This window comes from Xenorhabdus vietnamensis (assembly GCF_002127535.1).
Classification (GTDB): domain Bacteria; phylum Pseudomonadota; class Gammaproteobacteria; order Enterobacterales; family Enterobacteriaceae; genus Xenorhabdus; species Xenorhabdus vietnamensis.
Map to the genome: position 1 here is coordinate 24,663 of NZ_MUBJ01000021.1, position 14,742 is coordinate 39,404.

Annotated in this window: 12 protein-coding genes; 3 read left to right on the forward strand and 9 right to left on the reverse strand. The window is 41.6% G+C overall.

The window, feature by feature from the left end; translation table 11 throughout:
* Positions 1 to 4 precede the first annotated feature (4 nt).
* Positions 5 to 454, reverse strand: coding sequence for a macrodomain Ter protein MatP (gene matP / locus Xvie_RS15800; RefSeq protein ID WP_086110143.1), 450 nt, complete (start codon positions 452 to 454; stop codon positions 5 to 7).
* Between the two features lie 204 nt (positions 455 to 658).
* On the opposite strand from matP, the gene Xvie_RS15805 reads away from it, so the two are divergent.
* Both Xvie_RS15805 and fabA read left to right on the forward strand, forming a co-directional pair.
* Positions 659 to 2,401, forward strand: a complete 1,743-nt coding sequence (locus Xvie_RS15805; protein ID WP_086110185.1) for an AAA family ATPase — start codon at positions 659 to 661, stop codon at positions 2,399 to 2,401.
* An 85-nt stretch (positions 2,402 to 2,486) separates the two neighbouring features.
* Positions 2,487 to 3,005, forward strand: coding sequence for a bifunctional 3-hydroxydecanoyl-ACP dehydratase/trans-2-decenoyl-ACP isomerase (fabA, locus tag Xvie_RS15810; protein ID WP_086110144.1), 519 nt, complete (start codon positions 2,487 to 2,489; stop codon positions 3,003 to 3,005).
* Positions 3,006 to 3,121: 116 nt separating this feature from the next.
* On the opposite strand, the gene rmf is transcribed toward fabA, so the two are convergent.
* The 6 genes from rmf to rlmKL all read right to left on the reverse strand — a co-directional run bounded on the left by rmf (position 3,122) and on the right by rlmKL (position 11,065).
* Positions 3,122 to 3,280 (reverse strand): ribosome modulation factor, encoded by a 159-nt coding sequence (gene rmf, locus Xvie_RS15815; RefSeq protein ID WP_086110145.1) that lies wholly within the window; start codon positions 3,278 to 3,280, stop codon positions 3,122 to 3,124.
* Between the two features lie 140 nt (positions 3,281 to 3,420).
* Positions 3,421 to 4,041: a membrane integrity-associated transporter subunit PqiC gene (pqiC, locus tag Xvie_RS15820; protein ID WP_086110146.1), complete on the reverse strand. Its 621-nt coding sequence runs from the start codon at positions 4,039 to 4,041 to the stop codon at positions 3,421 to 3,423.
* Complete coding sequence (pqiB, locus tag Xvie_RS15825) at positions 4,041 to 5,690, reverse strand: intermembrane transport protein PqiB (protein WP_086110147.1); 1,650 nt, start codon at positions 5,688 to 5,690, stop codon at positions 4,041 to 4,043. Before pqiB ends, pqiC begins: the two co-directional genes overlap by 1 nt.
* A 1-nt stretch (position 5,691) precedes the next feature.
* Complete coding sequence (gene pqiA, locus Xvie_RS15830) at positions 5,692 to 6,960, reverse strand: membrane integrity-associated transporter subunit PqiA (protein ID WP_086110148.1); 1,269 nt, start codon at positions 6,958 to 6,960, stop codon at positions 5,692 to 5,694.
* Positions 6,961 to 7,014: 54 nt separating this feature from the next.
* The gene (locus Xvie_RS15835) at positions 7,015 to 8,925 is read right to left on the reverse strand and encodes an ABC transporter ATP-binding protein (RefSeq protein WP_086110149.1); all 1,911 of its coding nucleotides are present in this window, start codon (positions 8,923 to 8,925) and stop codon (positions 7,015 to 7,017) included.
* Positions 8,926 to 8,929: 4 nt separating this feature from the next.
* The gene (gene rlmKL, locus Xvie_RS15840) at positions 8,930 to 11,065 is read right to left on the reverse strand and encodes a bifunctional 23S rRNA (guanine(2069)-N(7))-methyltransferase RlmK/23S rRNA (guanine(2445)-N(2))-methyltransferase RlmL (RefSeq protein WP_086110186.1); all 2,136 of its coding nucleotides are present in this window, start codon (positions 11,063 to 11,065) and stop codon (positions 8,930 to 8,932) included.
* 120 nt (positions 11,066 to 11,185) lie between these two features.
* Between rlmKL and Xvie_RS15845 the strand changes: the two genes are divergently transcribed.
* Complete coding sequence (locus Xvie_RS15845; RefSeq protein ID WP_086110150.1) at positions 11,186 to 12,298, forward strand: YcbX family protein; 1,113 nt, start codon at positions 11,186 to 11,188, stop codon at positions 12,296 to 12,298.
* A gap of 264 nt (positions 12,299 to 12,562) precedes the next feature.
* Here Xvie_RS15845 and Xvie_RS15850 read toward each other — a convergent pair whose 3' ends face one another.
* Both Xvie_RS15850 and pyrD read right to left on the reverse strand, forming a co-directional pair.
* A complete protein-coding gene (locus Xvie_RS15850) occupies positions 12,563 to 13,114 on the reverse strand; it encodes a cell division protein ZapC (RefSeq protein WP_086110151.1) in 552 nt (183 codons plus the stop codon).
* A 159-nt stretch (positions 13,115 to 13,273) separates the two neighbouring features.
* Positions 13,274 to 14,284, reverse strand: a complete 1,011-nt coding sequence (pyrD, locus tag Xvie_RS15855) for a quinone-dependent dihydroorotate dehydrogenase (RefSeq protein WP_086110152.1) — start codon at positions 14,282 to 14,284, stop codon at positions 13,274 to 13,276.
* Positions 14,285 to 14,742 lie beyond the last annotated feature (458 nt).

The following is a 14,742-nucleotide window of genomic DNA, read 5'->3' on the forward strand; positions in this document are numbered from 1 at the left end:
GGGATTATTTCCCCAATATTGCTTCTAAATCCTGCTTCAAACTCGATATTTGATGAGTATACTTTTCCCGATATTCAGCATCTTCCAATAACTGTATGATCGTTTCTGACAAAGTATTGCCGCGACGTCGGGAGAGCGCTGAAAGCCGCTGCCAAACATGAAAATCCAGATCAATCGATTTCTTACGTGAGTGTTGGTGTTCAGCATTAAAATGACGCTTACGCCGTGCCCGAATCGTTTGCTTCATTCGGTTGGATAAATCCGGATTCATATGCAGAGAGATCCATTTCAGTACCTTGACTGGTTCTCGCTCTAACTTCATAAATTCATTGACCGCATCCTGTGCAGCACTTTTTTCAATGTATTTAGTGATCGGCTCACCTTCACGGTGTTTTTTTGCTAAATATGCCCATTTCCAGCCACATTCCAGATTTTCCAATTGTTGATATTTCATTTCATCTCTCAGTGACAGCGTAACTTAAATTAAGCATAGCAACTATTTCTTCGAATTGCCCATAACAACACAGAATATAGGCATATTTTACAAGCAATGAAAGCTCTGGCTCAAATGTCGTTTCTTCCAAAATTATGGCATGTTGGTTCATTGCTTAATCTTGTATAATAAATGTTTCCCTTTTTACTATATGTAGCTATCACTTTGACGAATATAAAATTAGACTGGCAGGCATTACAGCCAAACAATGCGCCGTATCAAGCACTCTTTAATTCTGTCGCTGAATTACCCTCCATCACAATGGATGAAGTTCAACCCAGATTGTACAGTGGATTATCCCTTTTTTGTCAGACTTCTCTACGTCAGCCTTTTATGCTGCTGAAGGCGGAAGAGAGTGATGCTTATCTGTCTCTTTTATCCGATACGATTTCCTCTTTGTTACCAGAGAACTTGCCGGAGAATCGTCCAAGTATCGGCGGTTATTATCATATAGAGCACCAAACTATTATTTGGCACCCTTCAGAGGAAGGCCTTTTTGCACCAACTAAACGAGTTGCTTACCGTGAATGGATTGAGCCAGAGCAACTATTTGGCAATATCTATACGCATCAAGGGGTTCTTCAACTACAACCCGGTCTTATCCATCAGGTAAATGGTGGTATCTTGATTTTGCCTCTGCGTACCCTACTCTCTCAGCCATTGATGTGGGTTCGCCTCAAGCAAATGATTGTTCAACGCCGTTTTGACTGGCTGTCACACGATGAAAATCGTTCTCTTCCACTACCAATACCTTCAATGGAATTGGATCTTCGTCTGCTTTTAGTCGGAGACAGGCTTAGTCTTGAAGAGCTACAATCTATTGAGCCTGAGCTGGCAAATAATGCATTGTATGGTGAGTTTGAGTTGGATATGCCCTTTCATGAAGAAGATGATCTGGCAGTATGGTGCCGATATGTTAATGAAATCACCCGGCAACAAAACTTTCCTCCTTTAAGTACCGATGCTTGGCCTGAACTGATTAAACTCGCTGCTCGTTATACAGAAGATCAATTCCAGTTACCTCTGGATATCCAATGGATACAACAAAAACTGGAAGCTGCGGCCAATTATCATCAAGAAAACCAGATCACAAAATATTCGCTACAACAAGCAGAGGATAATCGTATTTGGCGTCATGGCTATTTATCTGAACGCAGCATGGACGAAATTCTGAAAGGACAAATATTGATTCGTACGCAAGGCTCAGTTATTGGACAAATCAATGGGCTATCCGTGCTCGAATATCCCGGACACCCTGAGCCAATGGGTGAACCCTCCCGTATCAGTTGTGTTGTACACTTAGGGGATGGAGAATTTGTTGATGTGGAGCGCAAAGTTGAGTTAGGTGGCAATATTCATGCGAAAGGCATGATGATCATGCAGGCTTATTTAATTTCTGAATTGAAATTAGATCAGCCACAGCCTTTTTCCGCTTCCATTGTCTTTGAACAATCCTATGGTGAAGTAGATGGAGACAGTGCTTCACTTGCTGAATTGTGCGCCCTTATCAGCGCCCTATCACAGCAACCTATCGACCAGCAAATTGCTGTTACTGGTGCAGTCGACCAATTTGGTTATGTACAACCCATTGGAGGCATTAATGAAAAAATCGAAGGCTTCTTCCGCCTATGTAACTATCGCGGATTAACTGGCCATCAAGGTGTCATTATTCCATCCATAAATATTCAACATTTATGCTTGAATCAAGATGTTCTTGATGCAGTACAAAATGGGCAATTCCATATTTGGGCAGTTGAGCATGTCTCTGAGGCCGCATCATTGTTACTCGGCATTCCCTATTATGATCCACAAAAAGAACACTTGTTAGCTATGATACATGAACGTATAACACAAGCTAATATTCAAGAAAGACCTCAGTTCCCTTGGTTTCTCCGCTGGTTAGGTTAACTCCCTAATTATCTGATCGGAGTTGTTGAGCGTACAAGTGTACGCTATTCTCTAGCCCTACATGATTATAAGGCAATCTGAGAATATGTTTAAAAAACAAGAGTCCTACACGAAAGAAGAACTTCAAGCCTCTGGACAAGGTAAATTGTTTGGTGAAAATGGACCACCGCTGCCTTCTGGCAATATGCTGATGATGGATCGCATCACGAAAATGACAGAAACTGGTGGTATTTACAATAAGGGGTATGTCGAAGCTGAGTTCGACATTAACCCTGAGTTGTGGTTTTTCGATTGCCATTTTGTCAATGATCCTGTCATGCCCGGCTGCCTCGGCCTTGATGCCATGTGGCAGCTTGTTGGTTTCTTTTTGGGCTGGCTCGGCGGAGAAGGTAAAGGTCGTGCACTAGGCGTTGGAGAAGTCAAATTTACTGGTCAAATATTACCAACGGCAAAAAAAGTGACCTACCGCATTAATTTCAAGCGTGTCATTAATCGCAAATTAATAATGGGGCTGGCTGATGGCGAGGTTCTGGTAGATGGCAAACTGATTTATACTGCGACTGATTTGAAAGTAGGCTTATTCAAAGATACCAGTGCTTTTTAATGAACCAGCATAACTAATCAATGAACTCACATTGGCGACTAACAAATTGATTAGCTTCTGTCTCCGATGCTGAACACCTCCGCCACTGCGGAGGTGTTTATCCCATTAAATTAACCTCAAACACGATCTTCCCACGCTTGACGCCATCCCCCTAACCAATACGAACGAGCATTCAATGAATGATAAGGACAATTCTCCCGTGGCCGTCCCAAAATGCCTGCTTGATAGCCTCTGGAAAGTGCTCTTGCTAAACGGTCTCTTTTCTGTCTTTTCATACTTTACTTCCTCACTTGTTACCATGAAGATAAATAAATGATCGTTTTTTATCCTATTTTTCTAGTGGTATCCTGATATGAAATGAATATCAAGCAGAGGCAGACCTAAAATAGCTATGGTAGATTTTTACTCTGCTCGGTTAACGTTGCAAAGAAAGTTGTCTCGCAATGGATTTAGCTAACTGATCGTACCCCTTTGACAAAGTAAGCACTAATTCAGGGTAGCCATTTTTTTCCTGTTTCAATTTAAGGTTGAAAGGCCGCTTAATCACCTTGTTTGAGTTAGATAGTACCCAATAGCCTTCAATCAACACTTGCCCATCATATCGCCCGTGAAAAGCGGTTATTGTGATATCCAGCGCATCTGCATCTTTTTCTAACTCCTGGCCCGAAACCAAACGATTCGGAAATGCTGCGCTCAATTCAGAGATCAATGCTTGTTGTAACTGTTGCTGCAATGGGCTGGCCCATAAATGGTTTGATGCATTAACATAGCTTACATCTCCTGTTTGATACACGATTCCAGGAGCCGCAAGGTAGTCAGAAAGGTTAACGCCTTTTATCCACAGCTGCGGTTCATGTTTCGCCCCCAGCTTGATTTCCTGTGATGTAGGTTTTTCCGTTACTGTATTAGCCAAAACAGGTAATTGATAATACGTTTTTTGTGGCTGACCATTACTGCACCCAGAAATAAATAAACTTCCAACCACAAAAACACTGACAGGAATAAAAAACGCCAATCTTGAAATTAACTTTTTCATTATTTAGGTGCCTTTTTAGGTTCTGGATCTTTTGTTGCTTCAGCTTCGAAGACCAATGCATTACTCTTATTGTTAAGCGTTTTCAAAACAGGTTGCAACTCACGTAGTACCTGATCCAGCCGCTGCATATTGTCCATTAACTTACTATAAGCTGGTGAGCCTGGTTGAATTCCCTGCATACTACGATTCAACTCACATAATGTATTTTGGATATCTTTAGGAAGTGCCTGCGCTTCTTGACTCTCAAGAATACGATTTAATTCAGTCATGGTTTTATGTGCTGCTTTAATCACCTTCTGGCTTTCTTCGAGTGTCCGCTTTGTCTGAATAAATACTGGCTCAATCGGCATATTATTGATTTTATCCAATGCCGTTATAACTTTTTGCTGAATCTGCGCCAATCCACCGCTGATTGTTGGTAAAGTTTCATAACCTGCAATTTCATGTGGGCCTTCCCAGACTTTCTCATTAGGGTAAAAATCCAGATCAATAAATAATGCACCGGTCAGTAAATTTCCCGATTTCAAGGTAGCCCTCAACCCCCGGGTAATAATCAGCTTTAATTCTTTATCTGTATCGAATCCACTGCCCAATTCTTTTTCAAAACGTTCAGGCTCTATATGGATCAATACGGGAATACGAAACTCATTGTCGAGCCGTTGCCTAACTCCCCCTGAATAAAAAGGCACTGCTGCCACAGTTCCCAATCGGATACCACGGAATTCAACAGGTGCTCCCACCTGTAACCCACGCACAGAATCAGAGAAAAATAATAAAAAGTCTTTATGCTGAGTATAAAGTGAATTTTGGATGCTTTTCTCACTATCATAAAGTTTGAAAATTTCTTTTTCTTTGACAGAATTACCCAAAGTCCAACCTTTTGGTACATCAAAACTCACTCCACCCGCAAACAAAGTTGATAATGAAGCAACATCAACCCGTAAGCCTTGTGATGACATATCGAAAGATACACCACTGTCTTTCCAAAACCTGACATTCGTTGTCAATAAACCATCGTAAGGGGCATTGACAAAAATTTGGTAGCGGATCTGTCGAGATTTGGGATCAAAAAGACCAGTTTCAACCGAACCTACACGATAACCACGGAATAGTACTGGATCTCCAGGTGTTAGCCGCCCTGCTTTTTCGCTGGTCAGAATAATGCGAATGCCTTTTGCATCAGGGGAAGCAAGTGGAGGTGTGTCGAGCAATGAAAAGTTTCGTTCTTCCCCTCCTTGTGTACCGGGTTGTAATTCGATAAATACACCTGATAGTAATGTACTCAGGCCGGAAACTCCTTCACGTCCAATCTGAGGTTTGACAACCCAAAATGCGGTATCCTTGTGTAACAAACGTTCCATACCATCATTAAGGCGGGCTGTGATAATAACTTTATCCAAATTATCACTCAGTGATACGGTTTCAACGACACCAACATCGACACTGCGGCTTTTGATTTTAGTTTTTCCTGCTTCGATCCCCTCAGCACCAGTTGTTATCAGAGTCACTGTTGGCCCTTGATGGCTGAAATGATAAAACAATATCCACGCTCCAATAAGCACAGTGATAATTGGTACGATCCATACAGGTGACCAACTCTTCAGTTTACTGATTCTGGCTTGAGTCAGATCTTCTTCTTTATCCGTCACCTTACGATTCCTCATCTTTATGTAATTCGAATTTACTGTTGGATTTATCCCAAGTTAAACGCGGATCAAATGTCATTGATGCAAACATTGTCAAGATCACTACTAAAGCAAACAGTACAGCCCCCATAGCAGGGTAGATACTCATTAACTGTCCCATCTGAACCAGCGACGATAATACAGCAATCACAAACACATCAATCATTGACCAACGGCCAACAAACTCCACAGCTTCATAAATAAGATGCATCGTTTCAGAATCATGTCGGCCTTGTCTTTTTGCATCCCAACACAACCAACTAATAGCCAGCATTTTCAATAAAGGCACCATAATACTGGCAATAAAAATAACCATCGCAACAGGATAAGAACCGGAACTCCAAAGTAGAATAATGCCTTCTAGAATAGTGGAATTAATGTGGCTTCCTAATGCTTGGGTTACCATAATCGGTAAAACATTTGCCGGAATATAAAGTATGACTGATGTTATCAGTAGTGCCATTGTGTATTGGAGACTATGGTGACGACGGGCATGTCCCTTTGTGTGACAACGGGAGCATTGAAATTGCTGGGCTGGCAAAATGGCAGTACAACACTGACATAACCTGACTCCTTGCACCAGCCCGGGTATTCCTGCTTGTAACTTATGACAAATTTTAGGGGCGGACTCTATTTCATTCCAAAACCAATGTCTATCAAGACATTGAAATGCCCTGATCTGAAACAAACAAAATAGACAATAAGGTAAGAAGCTCAAACCAATGCTGATTTCACCATATGCCATGAGCTTAACAAAGCTCACCAGCACACCCGCAAGGAAGATTTCTGCCATACACCACGTTTTCATCTTAAACAGGATGCGCGCCAACTCTATTTTCAAGCGGTACGCCATTTTGACGTTCTGACATAAGAGGATGATGGCAACCATACAAAATGTCGGCACAAGCTGAACGAAGATCAGAAAAAACACAGCCATGCTGGAATAGTCTTCACTAAACATCGCTTTGGGGATCTGAGTTAATGTTATTTTGCTCTCAATCCCCGCAACACTCATGCTAACAAAAGGAAACAGGCAAGCGAGAAAGAGCATCATTAATGCGCTTAATGCATAGCCTGTTGGTTGGTTACGCGGCTCTTTCCACTTTGCTGCCAGTAAAGTATTACATCGTGGACAAACCGCCTTTTTCCCTTGTTCCAAATCAGGCACAGCCACCAGCATGTCACACTGGGGACAAAGAACCAGCTTGTCGTGCTGGTGGTTATTGGAACACAAAGTGTTTCTCCTTTAGCAAAACCCACAAGTTTCTTTTATGCTATTCGGTAGCTATCATCCGTTTTTCATCATTTCCAATTCCTGCCAACGATCAAAAGCCTTTTCCAGTTCTTGTTCTTTATTTGCCAATTCATTCAGGATATTTTGTGTAATTTCATGTGATTGGTTGAAGAAATCCGGGTCACTGACCCGAGATTGTAATTTATCTACCCCTTCTTCTAGCTTTTCTAATAGTGATGGTAGTTGCTCTAATTCACGCAGTAAATGGTAACTTATCTTATTATTTGTCCGTTTTGGCGATTCTTTTGGTTTTACTGCCTTACCGTCAACATTCACCTTTTTCTCTGAAGCTTGACGCAGGGATATAGTTTGTGTTCGTTGCTGCTGCGCATCGTAATATCCCCCTACATAATTATTGATTTCACCATTGCCTTCAAAAATCCAGCATTCAGTGACTGAGTTATCAACAAATTGACGATCGTGGCTCACCAAAATCACAGTTCCGGTATAGCCATCAACCAATTCTTCCAGTAGTTCCAATGTTTCAACATCAAGGTCATTGGTCGGTTCGTCAAGAATAAGGAGATTGCTTGGTTTCAAGAATAAACGAGCCAACAATAACCGATTGCGCTCACCACCAGAAAGTGCTCGTACAGGAGTCATCGCTCGTTTGGGGTGGAAAAGGAAATCCTGTAAATAACCCAGTACATGGCGGGAACGTCCATTGACCATGACTTCCTGTTTACCTTCTGCCAGATTATCCATCACGGTTTTATCAGGATCCAATGCAGTACGGTGCTGATCAAAGTAAGCCACTTCAAGCTTTGTCCCACAATGAATACGTCCACTATCTGCTGACATCCCCCCCAGCATGAGTTTCAATAGTGTCGTTTTACCGCAGCCGTTTGGCCCTACCAACGCAATTTTGTCACCACGCTGAACTTGAGCTGAGAAATTTTTGACCAATGTTTTATCATCAATCTGATAATTCACATTTTCCATCTCAAATACAATCTTACCGGAACGTGTCGATTCTTCGACCTGCATCTTGGCAGTTCCCATAACATTGCGGCGTTCAGAACGTTCTACCCGTAGTGCTTTCAGTGCTCTTACCCGACCTTCATTGCGGGTACGCCGTGCTTTAATCCCCTGACGGATCCAAACTTCTTCCTGTGCCAGTTTTTTATCAAATTCGGCATTTTGCAAATCTTCAACCCGCAGGGCTTCTTCTTTTCCTTCAAGATACTTATCGTAATTCCCCGGCCATGAAGTCAGCTTCCCGCGATCCAAATCAACAATGCGTGTCGCCATATTACGAATGAATGAGCGGTCATGGGAAATGAACACAAGGCTGCCATTAAAGTCTTTCAGGAAATTCTCCAACCATTCGATGGTATCAATATCAAGGTGGTTGGTCGGTTCATCAAGAAACAGCACTCTTGGAGAGCAAACCAGTGCCCGGCCTAATGCCGCCTTACGCAACCAACCACCAGATAATGAAGATAATTTCGCTTCTGCTGGCAAGGAGAGTTGTTTCAGTACGTCGCTAATACGGCTATCCAATGACCATAGGCCTTGGATATCCAGTATTTCCTGTAATTCTGCCAGGCGATTAAGGTTCTTGTCGCTAGGATCTGTTTCCACCAAACGCGAAACATGATGGAACGCTTTAATGCATTCCGCCTGCTCTTTTACCCCTTCTGCAACAAAATCAAATACCGTGCCTTCTACATCACGGGGAGGATCTTGCTGTAAGCGCGCAACAATCAGGTCTTGTTCATAAATGACTAAGCCATCATCCAGTGGCTGTTCTTTTGCCAATACGCGCAATAATGTGGATTTTCCCGCACCATTTCTACCAACCAAACACACTCTTTCGTTTTCTTCGATGTGCAGCTCAGCGTTATCCAACAACGGCGCATCACTGAATGATAACCAAGCACCGGATAAACTAATCAATGACATAATGTTATTTTTCCTCGCCAGCGTGACGCAGCAGCCAGCAGTTATGAATCTGACGGTTACGGGCAAAATCCTGAGATAAAGTTTCTTCTGTTATTTCGTTTGCAACCAGCCCTAACTTACTCAATTCAGCAAAATCCATTTTAAAACCCCGTTTATTATTGGAGAACATTAAGATTCCGCCAGGACGTAATAGGCATTTTAGTTGTTTCATTAATGTAATGTGATCACGCTGAACATCAAAAGTGTCCTCCATTCGCTTGGAGTTAGAGAATGTTGGGGGATCAATAAAGATTACATCGAACTGTTCACGGGACTGAGCCAACCATCCCAAGCAATCAGCCTGAATCAAACGGTGCTGACGTCCAGTTAAGCCATTTACCTGTAAGTTTTTCTCTGCCCATTCAAGATAAGTACGAGACATATCTACCGTAGTCGTCGAACGCGCACCACCCAATCCTGCATGAACTGTCGCCGAACCAGTATAAGCAAACAAGTTGAGGAAATCCTTGCCTCGGCTCATTTCACCCAATTTTTTGCGGGCAATACGGTGATCAAGGAATAATCCTGTATCCAAATAATCGGTCAGGTTAACCCAGAATTTCGCACCATATTCGTTTACCAAAAAGAATTCTTTCTTCTCGGCCATTTTTTCATACTGGTTTTTGCCTTTCTGACGCTGGCGAGTTTTCAAAACCAGCTGGCTGGATGATAAACCGAGCACATTCATTGTCGCACTGATTACATCAAACAGACGTTGGCGAGCCTTATTGGCATCCACTGATTTCGGTGGAGCGTATTCTTGCACAATCACTTTATCGGCATAGCGATCAACAGCAACATTGTATTCTGGTAAATCCGCATCATATAGACGATAGCAATCAATGCCTTGCTGTTTAGCCCACTTACTGAGTTTTTTCTCATTTTTACGCAGACGGTTAGCATAATCCTCAGCAATACCTATATCCAATGACTGAGTTTTATCCGATAGTTGCTCGTTCTTTTGGATGAAATAATTCTTTTGGATACAATCCAGAGGGCCATTTTTAGCCTTGAACTCACGTTCTGCACGTAATTGCAGGCAACTCAACAACTCAGGTGAAGCACTGAACAAGGATAAGCGCCAGCCAGAAAAGCGGGCTTTAATCACACGACCAAATACACTGTGCAATGCAATCAATGCAGGTTCACTTTCAAGGCGCTCGCCATAAGGCGGGTTACTTAATACCGTTCCCACAGGCCCTTCCGGTAATGGATTCTCCAGTTTACTTGCATCTCCCTGCTGGAACTGGATCAATTGAGCCACTCCTGCCCTGCGCGCATTTGAGCGTGCCATATCCATTACACGGCGATCAATATCCGTTCCGAAAAAGCGGGAAATGGTTTCCTGTAACCCCTTACGGAAACGTACCTGTGCTTCTATAGTAATTTCACGCCAGATTTCTGCATCGAATTTCAACCATGATGTGAATCCCCAATACTTACGATGTAAGCCAGGTGCGCAATCTGCCGCCATCATGGCGGCTTCTATTAGCAGTGTCCCTGAGCCACACATTGGGTCAACCATTGGCGTTCCTATACTCCAGCCAGAACGCAAAATAATCGCTGCCGCAAGATTCTCTTTCAGTGGAGCTTGTCCAGCCAGATCACGGTAGCCACGAATATGCAGGCTATCCCCACTCAGATCGAGTGACACTGTTGCTTTCTCTTTATTCAGGAAAACATTGATACGAACATCAGGTTGTTGTTTAGCAACATCAGGGCGTTGCTTTATTTTGCGCATAAAACTATCAACAATGGCATCTTTTACTTTCAATGCGCCGTATTGCGTATTTCTGATCTCCTCATTCGTGCCGCTGAAATGCACCGAAAATGTGCTATCAACTGAGAAGATCTCACTCCAGTCAATGGACTGGACACCAAGATACAGATCCAAATCGCTATAAACTTTGAATTCGTTAAGAGGCATCATGATACGGGATGCCAGTCTGCTCCAAAGCAGGCTTTTATACATCACCCGATCATCACCCTGAAAATGAACACCACCCTGGGCAATCTTACAGGATTGCGCTCCCAGCATTTCTAATTCGTTCTTTAACAGTTCTTCTAGTCCGCGTGCCGTGCTGGCAAAGAGAGAGTTCATCTTATTAATCACCACAAAAAGTTTACCACCAAAAAAATTGCTGCACATTATAGCTAATACCAACGACATGTCATAAAGTTGCTGATACGATTAAAAATAAAAATATTCTGGAGATATTGGATGATCGCCCTGTCGCGTCTCTATACCCATCCCGTCAAATCCATGCGTGGTTTGCGACTCTCTCATTCCCTCGTCAGTGAAAGTGGCTTGATATTTGACCGCAGTTTTATGATAACCACAACAGACGGTACTTTTATTACCGCTCGCCAATACCCACAGATGCTACTATTTACCCCAACTATGCTTCATAACGGTCTGTATTTACAGGCTCCAAACGGGGAAAGCGCAACTATACTTTACGATGATTTTAAAGAAGAGCGCTTCCCGACCGAAGTTTGGGGAAATCATTTTACAGCTTTAGTCGCCCCAAAGCTGGTGAACAGTTGGCTAAGTGGCTTTTTTGATATGCCTGTACAACTACGCTGGCTCAGTGAGGAATTAACTCGGCGGGTCAAAAAATTCCCCGATATTTCTTTATCATTTGCAGATGGTTTCCCCTATTTAATTATCAATGAAGCCTCTTTTCATGCTTTGCAACAACGTTGTCCTGCCAGCATTAAAATAGAGCAATTCCGGGCCAATATAATCGTCACAGGTGCAACGCCTTTTGAAGAGGATAGCTGGCAGGTTATCCAAATCGGGGATATTGTTTTCGATCTACCAAAACCATGCAGCCGCTGTATCCTGACAACAGTCAGTCCGGAAAAAGGCCGTAAAAATCCCAAAGGTGAACCACTGGCTACACTACAGTCTTTCAGAACAGCCAAAGAAGATGGTGCGGTTGATTTTGGGCAGAATGCAATAGCCCGTAATAGTGGCATTATCCGCGTTGGAGATCGTGTCACTATTTTGGAAAAGAGAACACCACGCGAATATGGCGGTGGGGAGCAATCAACTGATTTAACTATAAAGGAAGCTACTCAACAGGCAGTTTCTATTGAATTCAATGGACAGCATTTTATCGGAAATAATCAGCAAATTATTTTAGAACAGCTCGAAAATCAAGGTATTCGAATCCCCTATTCATGTCGTGCCGGAATTTGTGGTTCCTGTAAGATATCCCTGATTAAAGGGGATGTATTGCCATTAAAATCAACATCTATCAAGAATAATGGAAAAATTCTGGCATGTAGCTGTATACCTAAAAATGATTTAGTTATTGAATTAAGCTAAACATTAATAATATACGTTGATGGAATTTGCATTTAAATCAGGCAGTATAAGTCAAAACATCTGTCTGATTTTTATATTTATCTTACTAGTTTTAACTGGATTTTTATTACCGAGTTTTTAGGCCGACAAAATATTATGAAAAAAAATTATTCCGTTGATTAGCCTTATAAAGATATCTGATTACATACAATCAAACTCAATCAATAATGTTGATGGAATAACAGCCTTAATAATGTTATGAACACAGCAGCTTAATAAATGGCACTAAATCACCCGATCATATATTGATAAATGAGTTGGCCCGGTATAAGGCATCATGCGATCATTCATGACTTTAATGGGATCACAAAAATTCATTACACGATCATTCAGCTCTAACTTTTGTTGTGCCAGCAAGCATAAACTGGCATTGTCGCCAACTTCTGCAACCATAAACAGTGCTTCAATACCACTTTCCTGTAATTGAAGCTGAACAATTTCACCGTATTCAGGTTTTCCTATTAAAGAAACATGGGAAAAATACCAACTTTTAGGCATTTGTGGTTTCATAAAGCGTAATGCTACCACACCATTCAAAGCCAATTCAGTTCTGAGCGCGGGAGCGATATTAATGAGGCGTCCATGTTCTTCAAAGGTGTAAAAAAGCGCAGCATCATCGACTGAGAATGACATTTCTTTCATTGTAACGGCATAGTCGGTCAACATTTTGGCAGGAAAGCAAGAACGAAAAACCATGCCATTAGCGAGATCGAGCATGACACGGCTATGCTCAGAATCAAAATACCAGCGCCACTGGTCATCAGGTCTAATTTTCATTGACTACCCTTTTATGCTCAAAATAGCTTTTTTGGTTAAAAATAAGCATTACCACCGAAATAAGAAATTAAAAATAAATAATAAAATTTAATCTATAAAGCAAAATATAGACGAGTTAGGGGCAGAAATAAACCCCCACTCTCAAATTGCGGCAAATATTCAGATATGATTAATAATATCTTTGATAAGTTTTGGTCCTTTATAGATAAAACCGGAATATATCTGAATTAATGAAGCGCCTGCTTCCATTTTTTCTCTGGCCGCAACCAATGAATCAATTCCACCAACACCAATAATTGGTATCTCACCTTTTAATTCTTGAGAAAGGCGGCGGATAATCTCTGTGCTACGCAATTGTACAGGGCGTCCACTTAATCCTCCAGCTTGCTGACAGTGATTCAAACCCTCGATAATCTTTCTATCCAAAGTGGTATTGGTTGCGATAACCCCATCAATATGATGGCGCATTAAACTATCAGCTATTTTTATTAATTCTTCTTCTGAAAGATCGGGAGAGATTTTAACAGCAACAGGAACATACTTTTGGAACTTTTGCTGAAGTTCAGTTTGCTTATTTTTAATCGCAGACAAGAGATCATCCAGTGCATCACCATACTGTAATGTTCTCAGGCCGGGAGTATTAGGAGAAGAAATATTGATAGTGATATAACCTGCGTGAGGATAAGTTTTATCCATGCAAATTAAATAATCGTCTTTTCCATTTTCGACCGGAGTATCTTTATTTTTACCAATATTAATTCCGATAATTCCATCGTATTTTGCTCGTTTAACATTCTCAACCAGATTATCTACCCCAAGATTATTAAACCCCATCCGGTTGATGATTCCCTCCGCTTCAACCACACGGAATAATCTTGGCTTATCATTTCCAGCTTGTGGGCGCGGTGTTACTGTACCTATTTCAACAAATCCAAAGCCCATCGCACCAAACGCATCAATGCAGTCACCATTTTTATCAAGGCCTGCGGCTAAGCCAAGTGGATTTTTGAAAGACAACCCCATGCAAGTAACAGGTTTAGTGGCAACGGACTGGCGAATGAGAAATTCGAAAGGAGTACCGGCGACACGTTTGAGCTGGCGGAAAGTAAGCTCATGTGCCTGTTCAGGATCAAGCTGGAACAATGCCTTCCGCACTAGAGAATAATACATTTAAGTTAACCTATTGTTTTTAATGATTTTTACGTCAGAATTGTCAGTTATACATTTTAAATTATGTACAATCCCATACATATATAATTGCTGCGTTGTCGTAACTGGAAGAGGGCGCTAATTTACCATTATATGAGTAAACAAAAAAGCCCCTTCATGAGCAGCTAAAAAGAATATTATTCAAGCCCTTTTATTCGGGTTTTGGTCGGAGAAAGTAAGATCATTACTGATTCATGTCCCATTGAAAAAAATGTTCACCGAATATACCCTCCGCCAAAGACATTTATCGGGGGCAACAAGAAGATTAGTATTTAATGCAATAATATCATTGCTATTAACTTCATTCAGTCGATTGAATTGAATATTCATTCTGTATTCCCAACGCATATATATTTTATTCTTGTCAGCCTAAAGTATATCTGCCGGATGTAGTGCGTAAATGCTGTTTAAACAAGGAG

Excerpts from the sequence above, each read along its gene's own strand:
- rlmKL (WP_086110186.1), bottom strand. The coding sequence starts at position 11,065 with ATGAACTCTCTCTTTGCCAGCACGGCACGCGGACTAGAAGAACTGTTA.
- rmf (WP_086110145.1), bottom strand. The coding sequence starts at position 3,280 with ATGAAAAGACAGAAAAGAGACCGTTTAGCAAGAGCACTTTCCAGAGGC.
- matP (WP_086110143.1), bottom strand. The coding sequence starts at position 454 with ATGAAATATCAACAATTGGAAAATCTGGAATGTGGCTGGAAATGGGCA.
- pyrD (WP_086110152.1), bottom strand. The coding sequence starts at position 14,284 with ATGTATTATTCTCTAGTGCGGAAGGCATTGTTCCAGCTTGATCCTGAA.
- Xvie_RS15845 (WP_086110150.1), top strand. The coding sequence starts at position 11,186 with ATGATCGCCCTGTCGCGTCTCTATACCCATCCCGTCAAATCCATGCGT.
- fabA (WP_086110144.1), top strand. The coding sequence starts at position 2,487 with ATGTTTAAAAAACAAGAGTCCTACACGAAAGAAGAACTTCAAGCCTCT.
- pqiC (WP_086110146.1), bottom strand. The coding sequence starts at position 4,041 with ATGAAAAAGTTAATTTCAAGATTGGCGTTTTTTATTCCTGTCAGTGTT.
- Xvie_RS15850 (WP_086110151.1), bottom strand. The coding sequence starts at position 13,114 with ATGAAAATTAGACCTGATGACCAGTGGCGCTGGTATTTTGATTCTGAG.
- Xvie_RS15835 (WP_086110149.1), bottom strand. The coding sequence starts at position 8,925 with ATGTCATTGATTAGTTTATCCGGTGCTTGGTTATCATTCAGTGATGCG.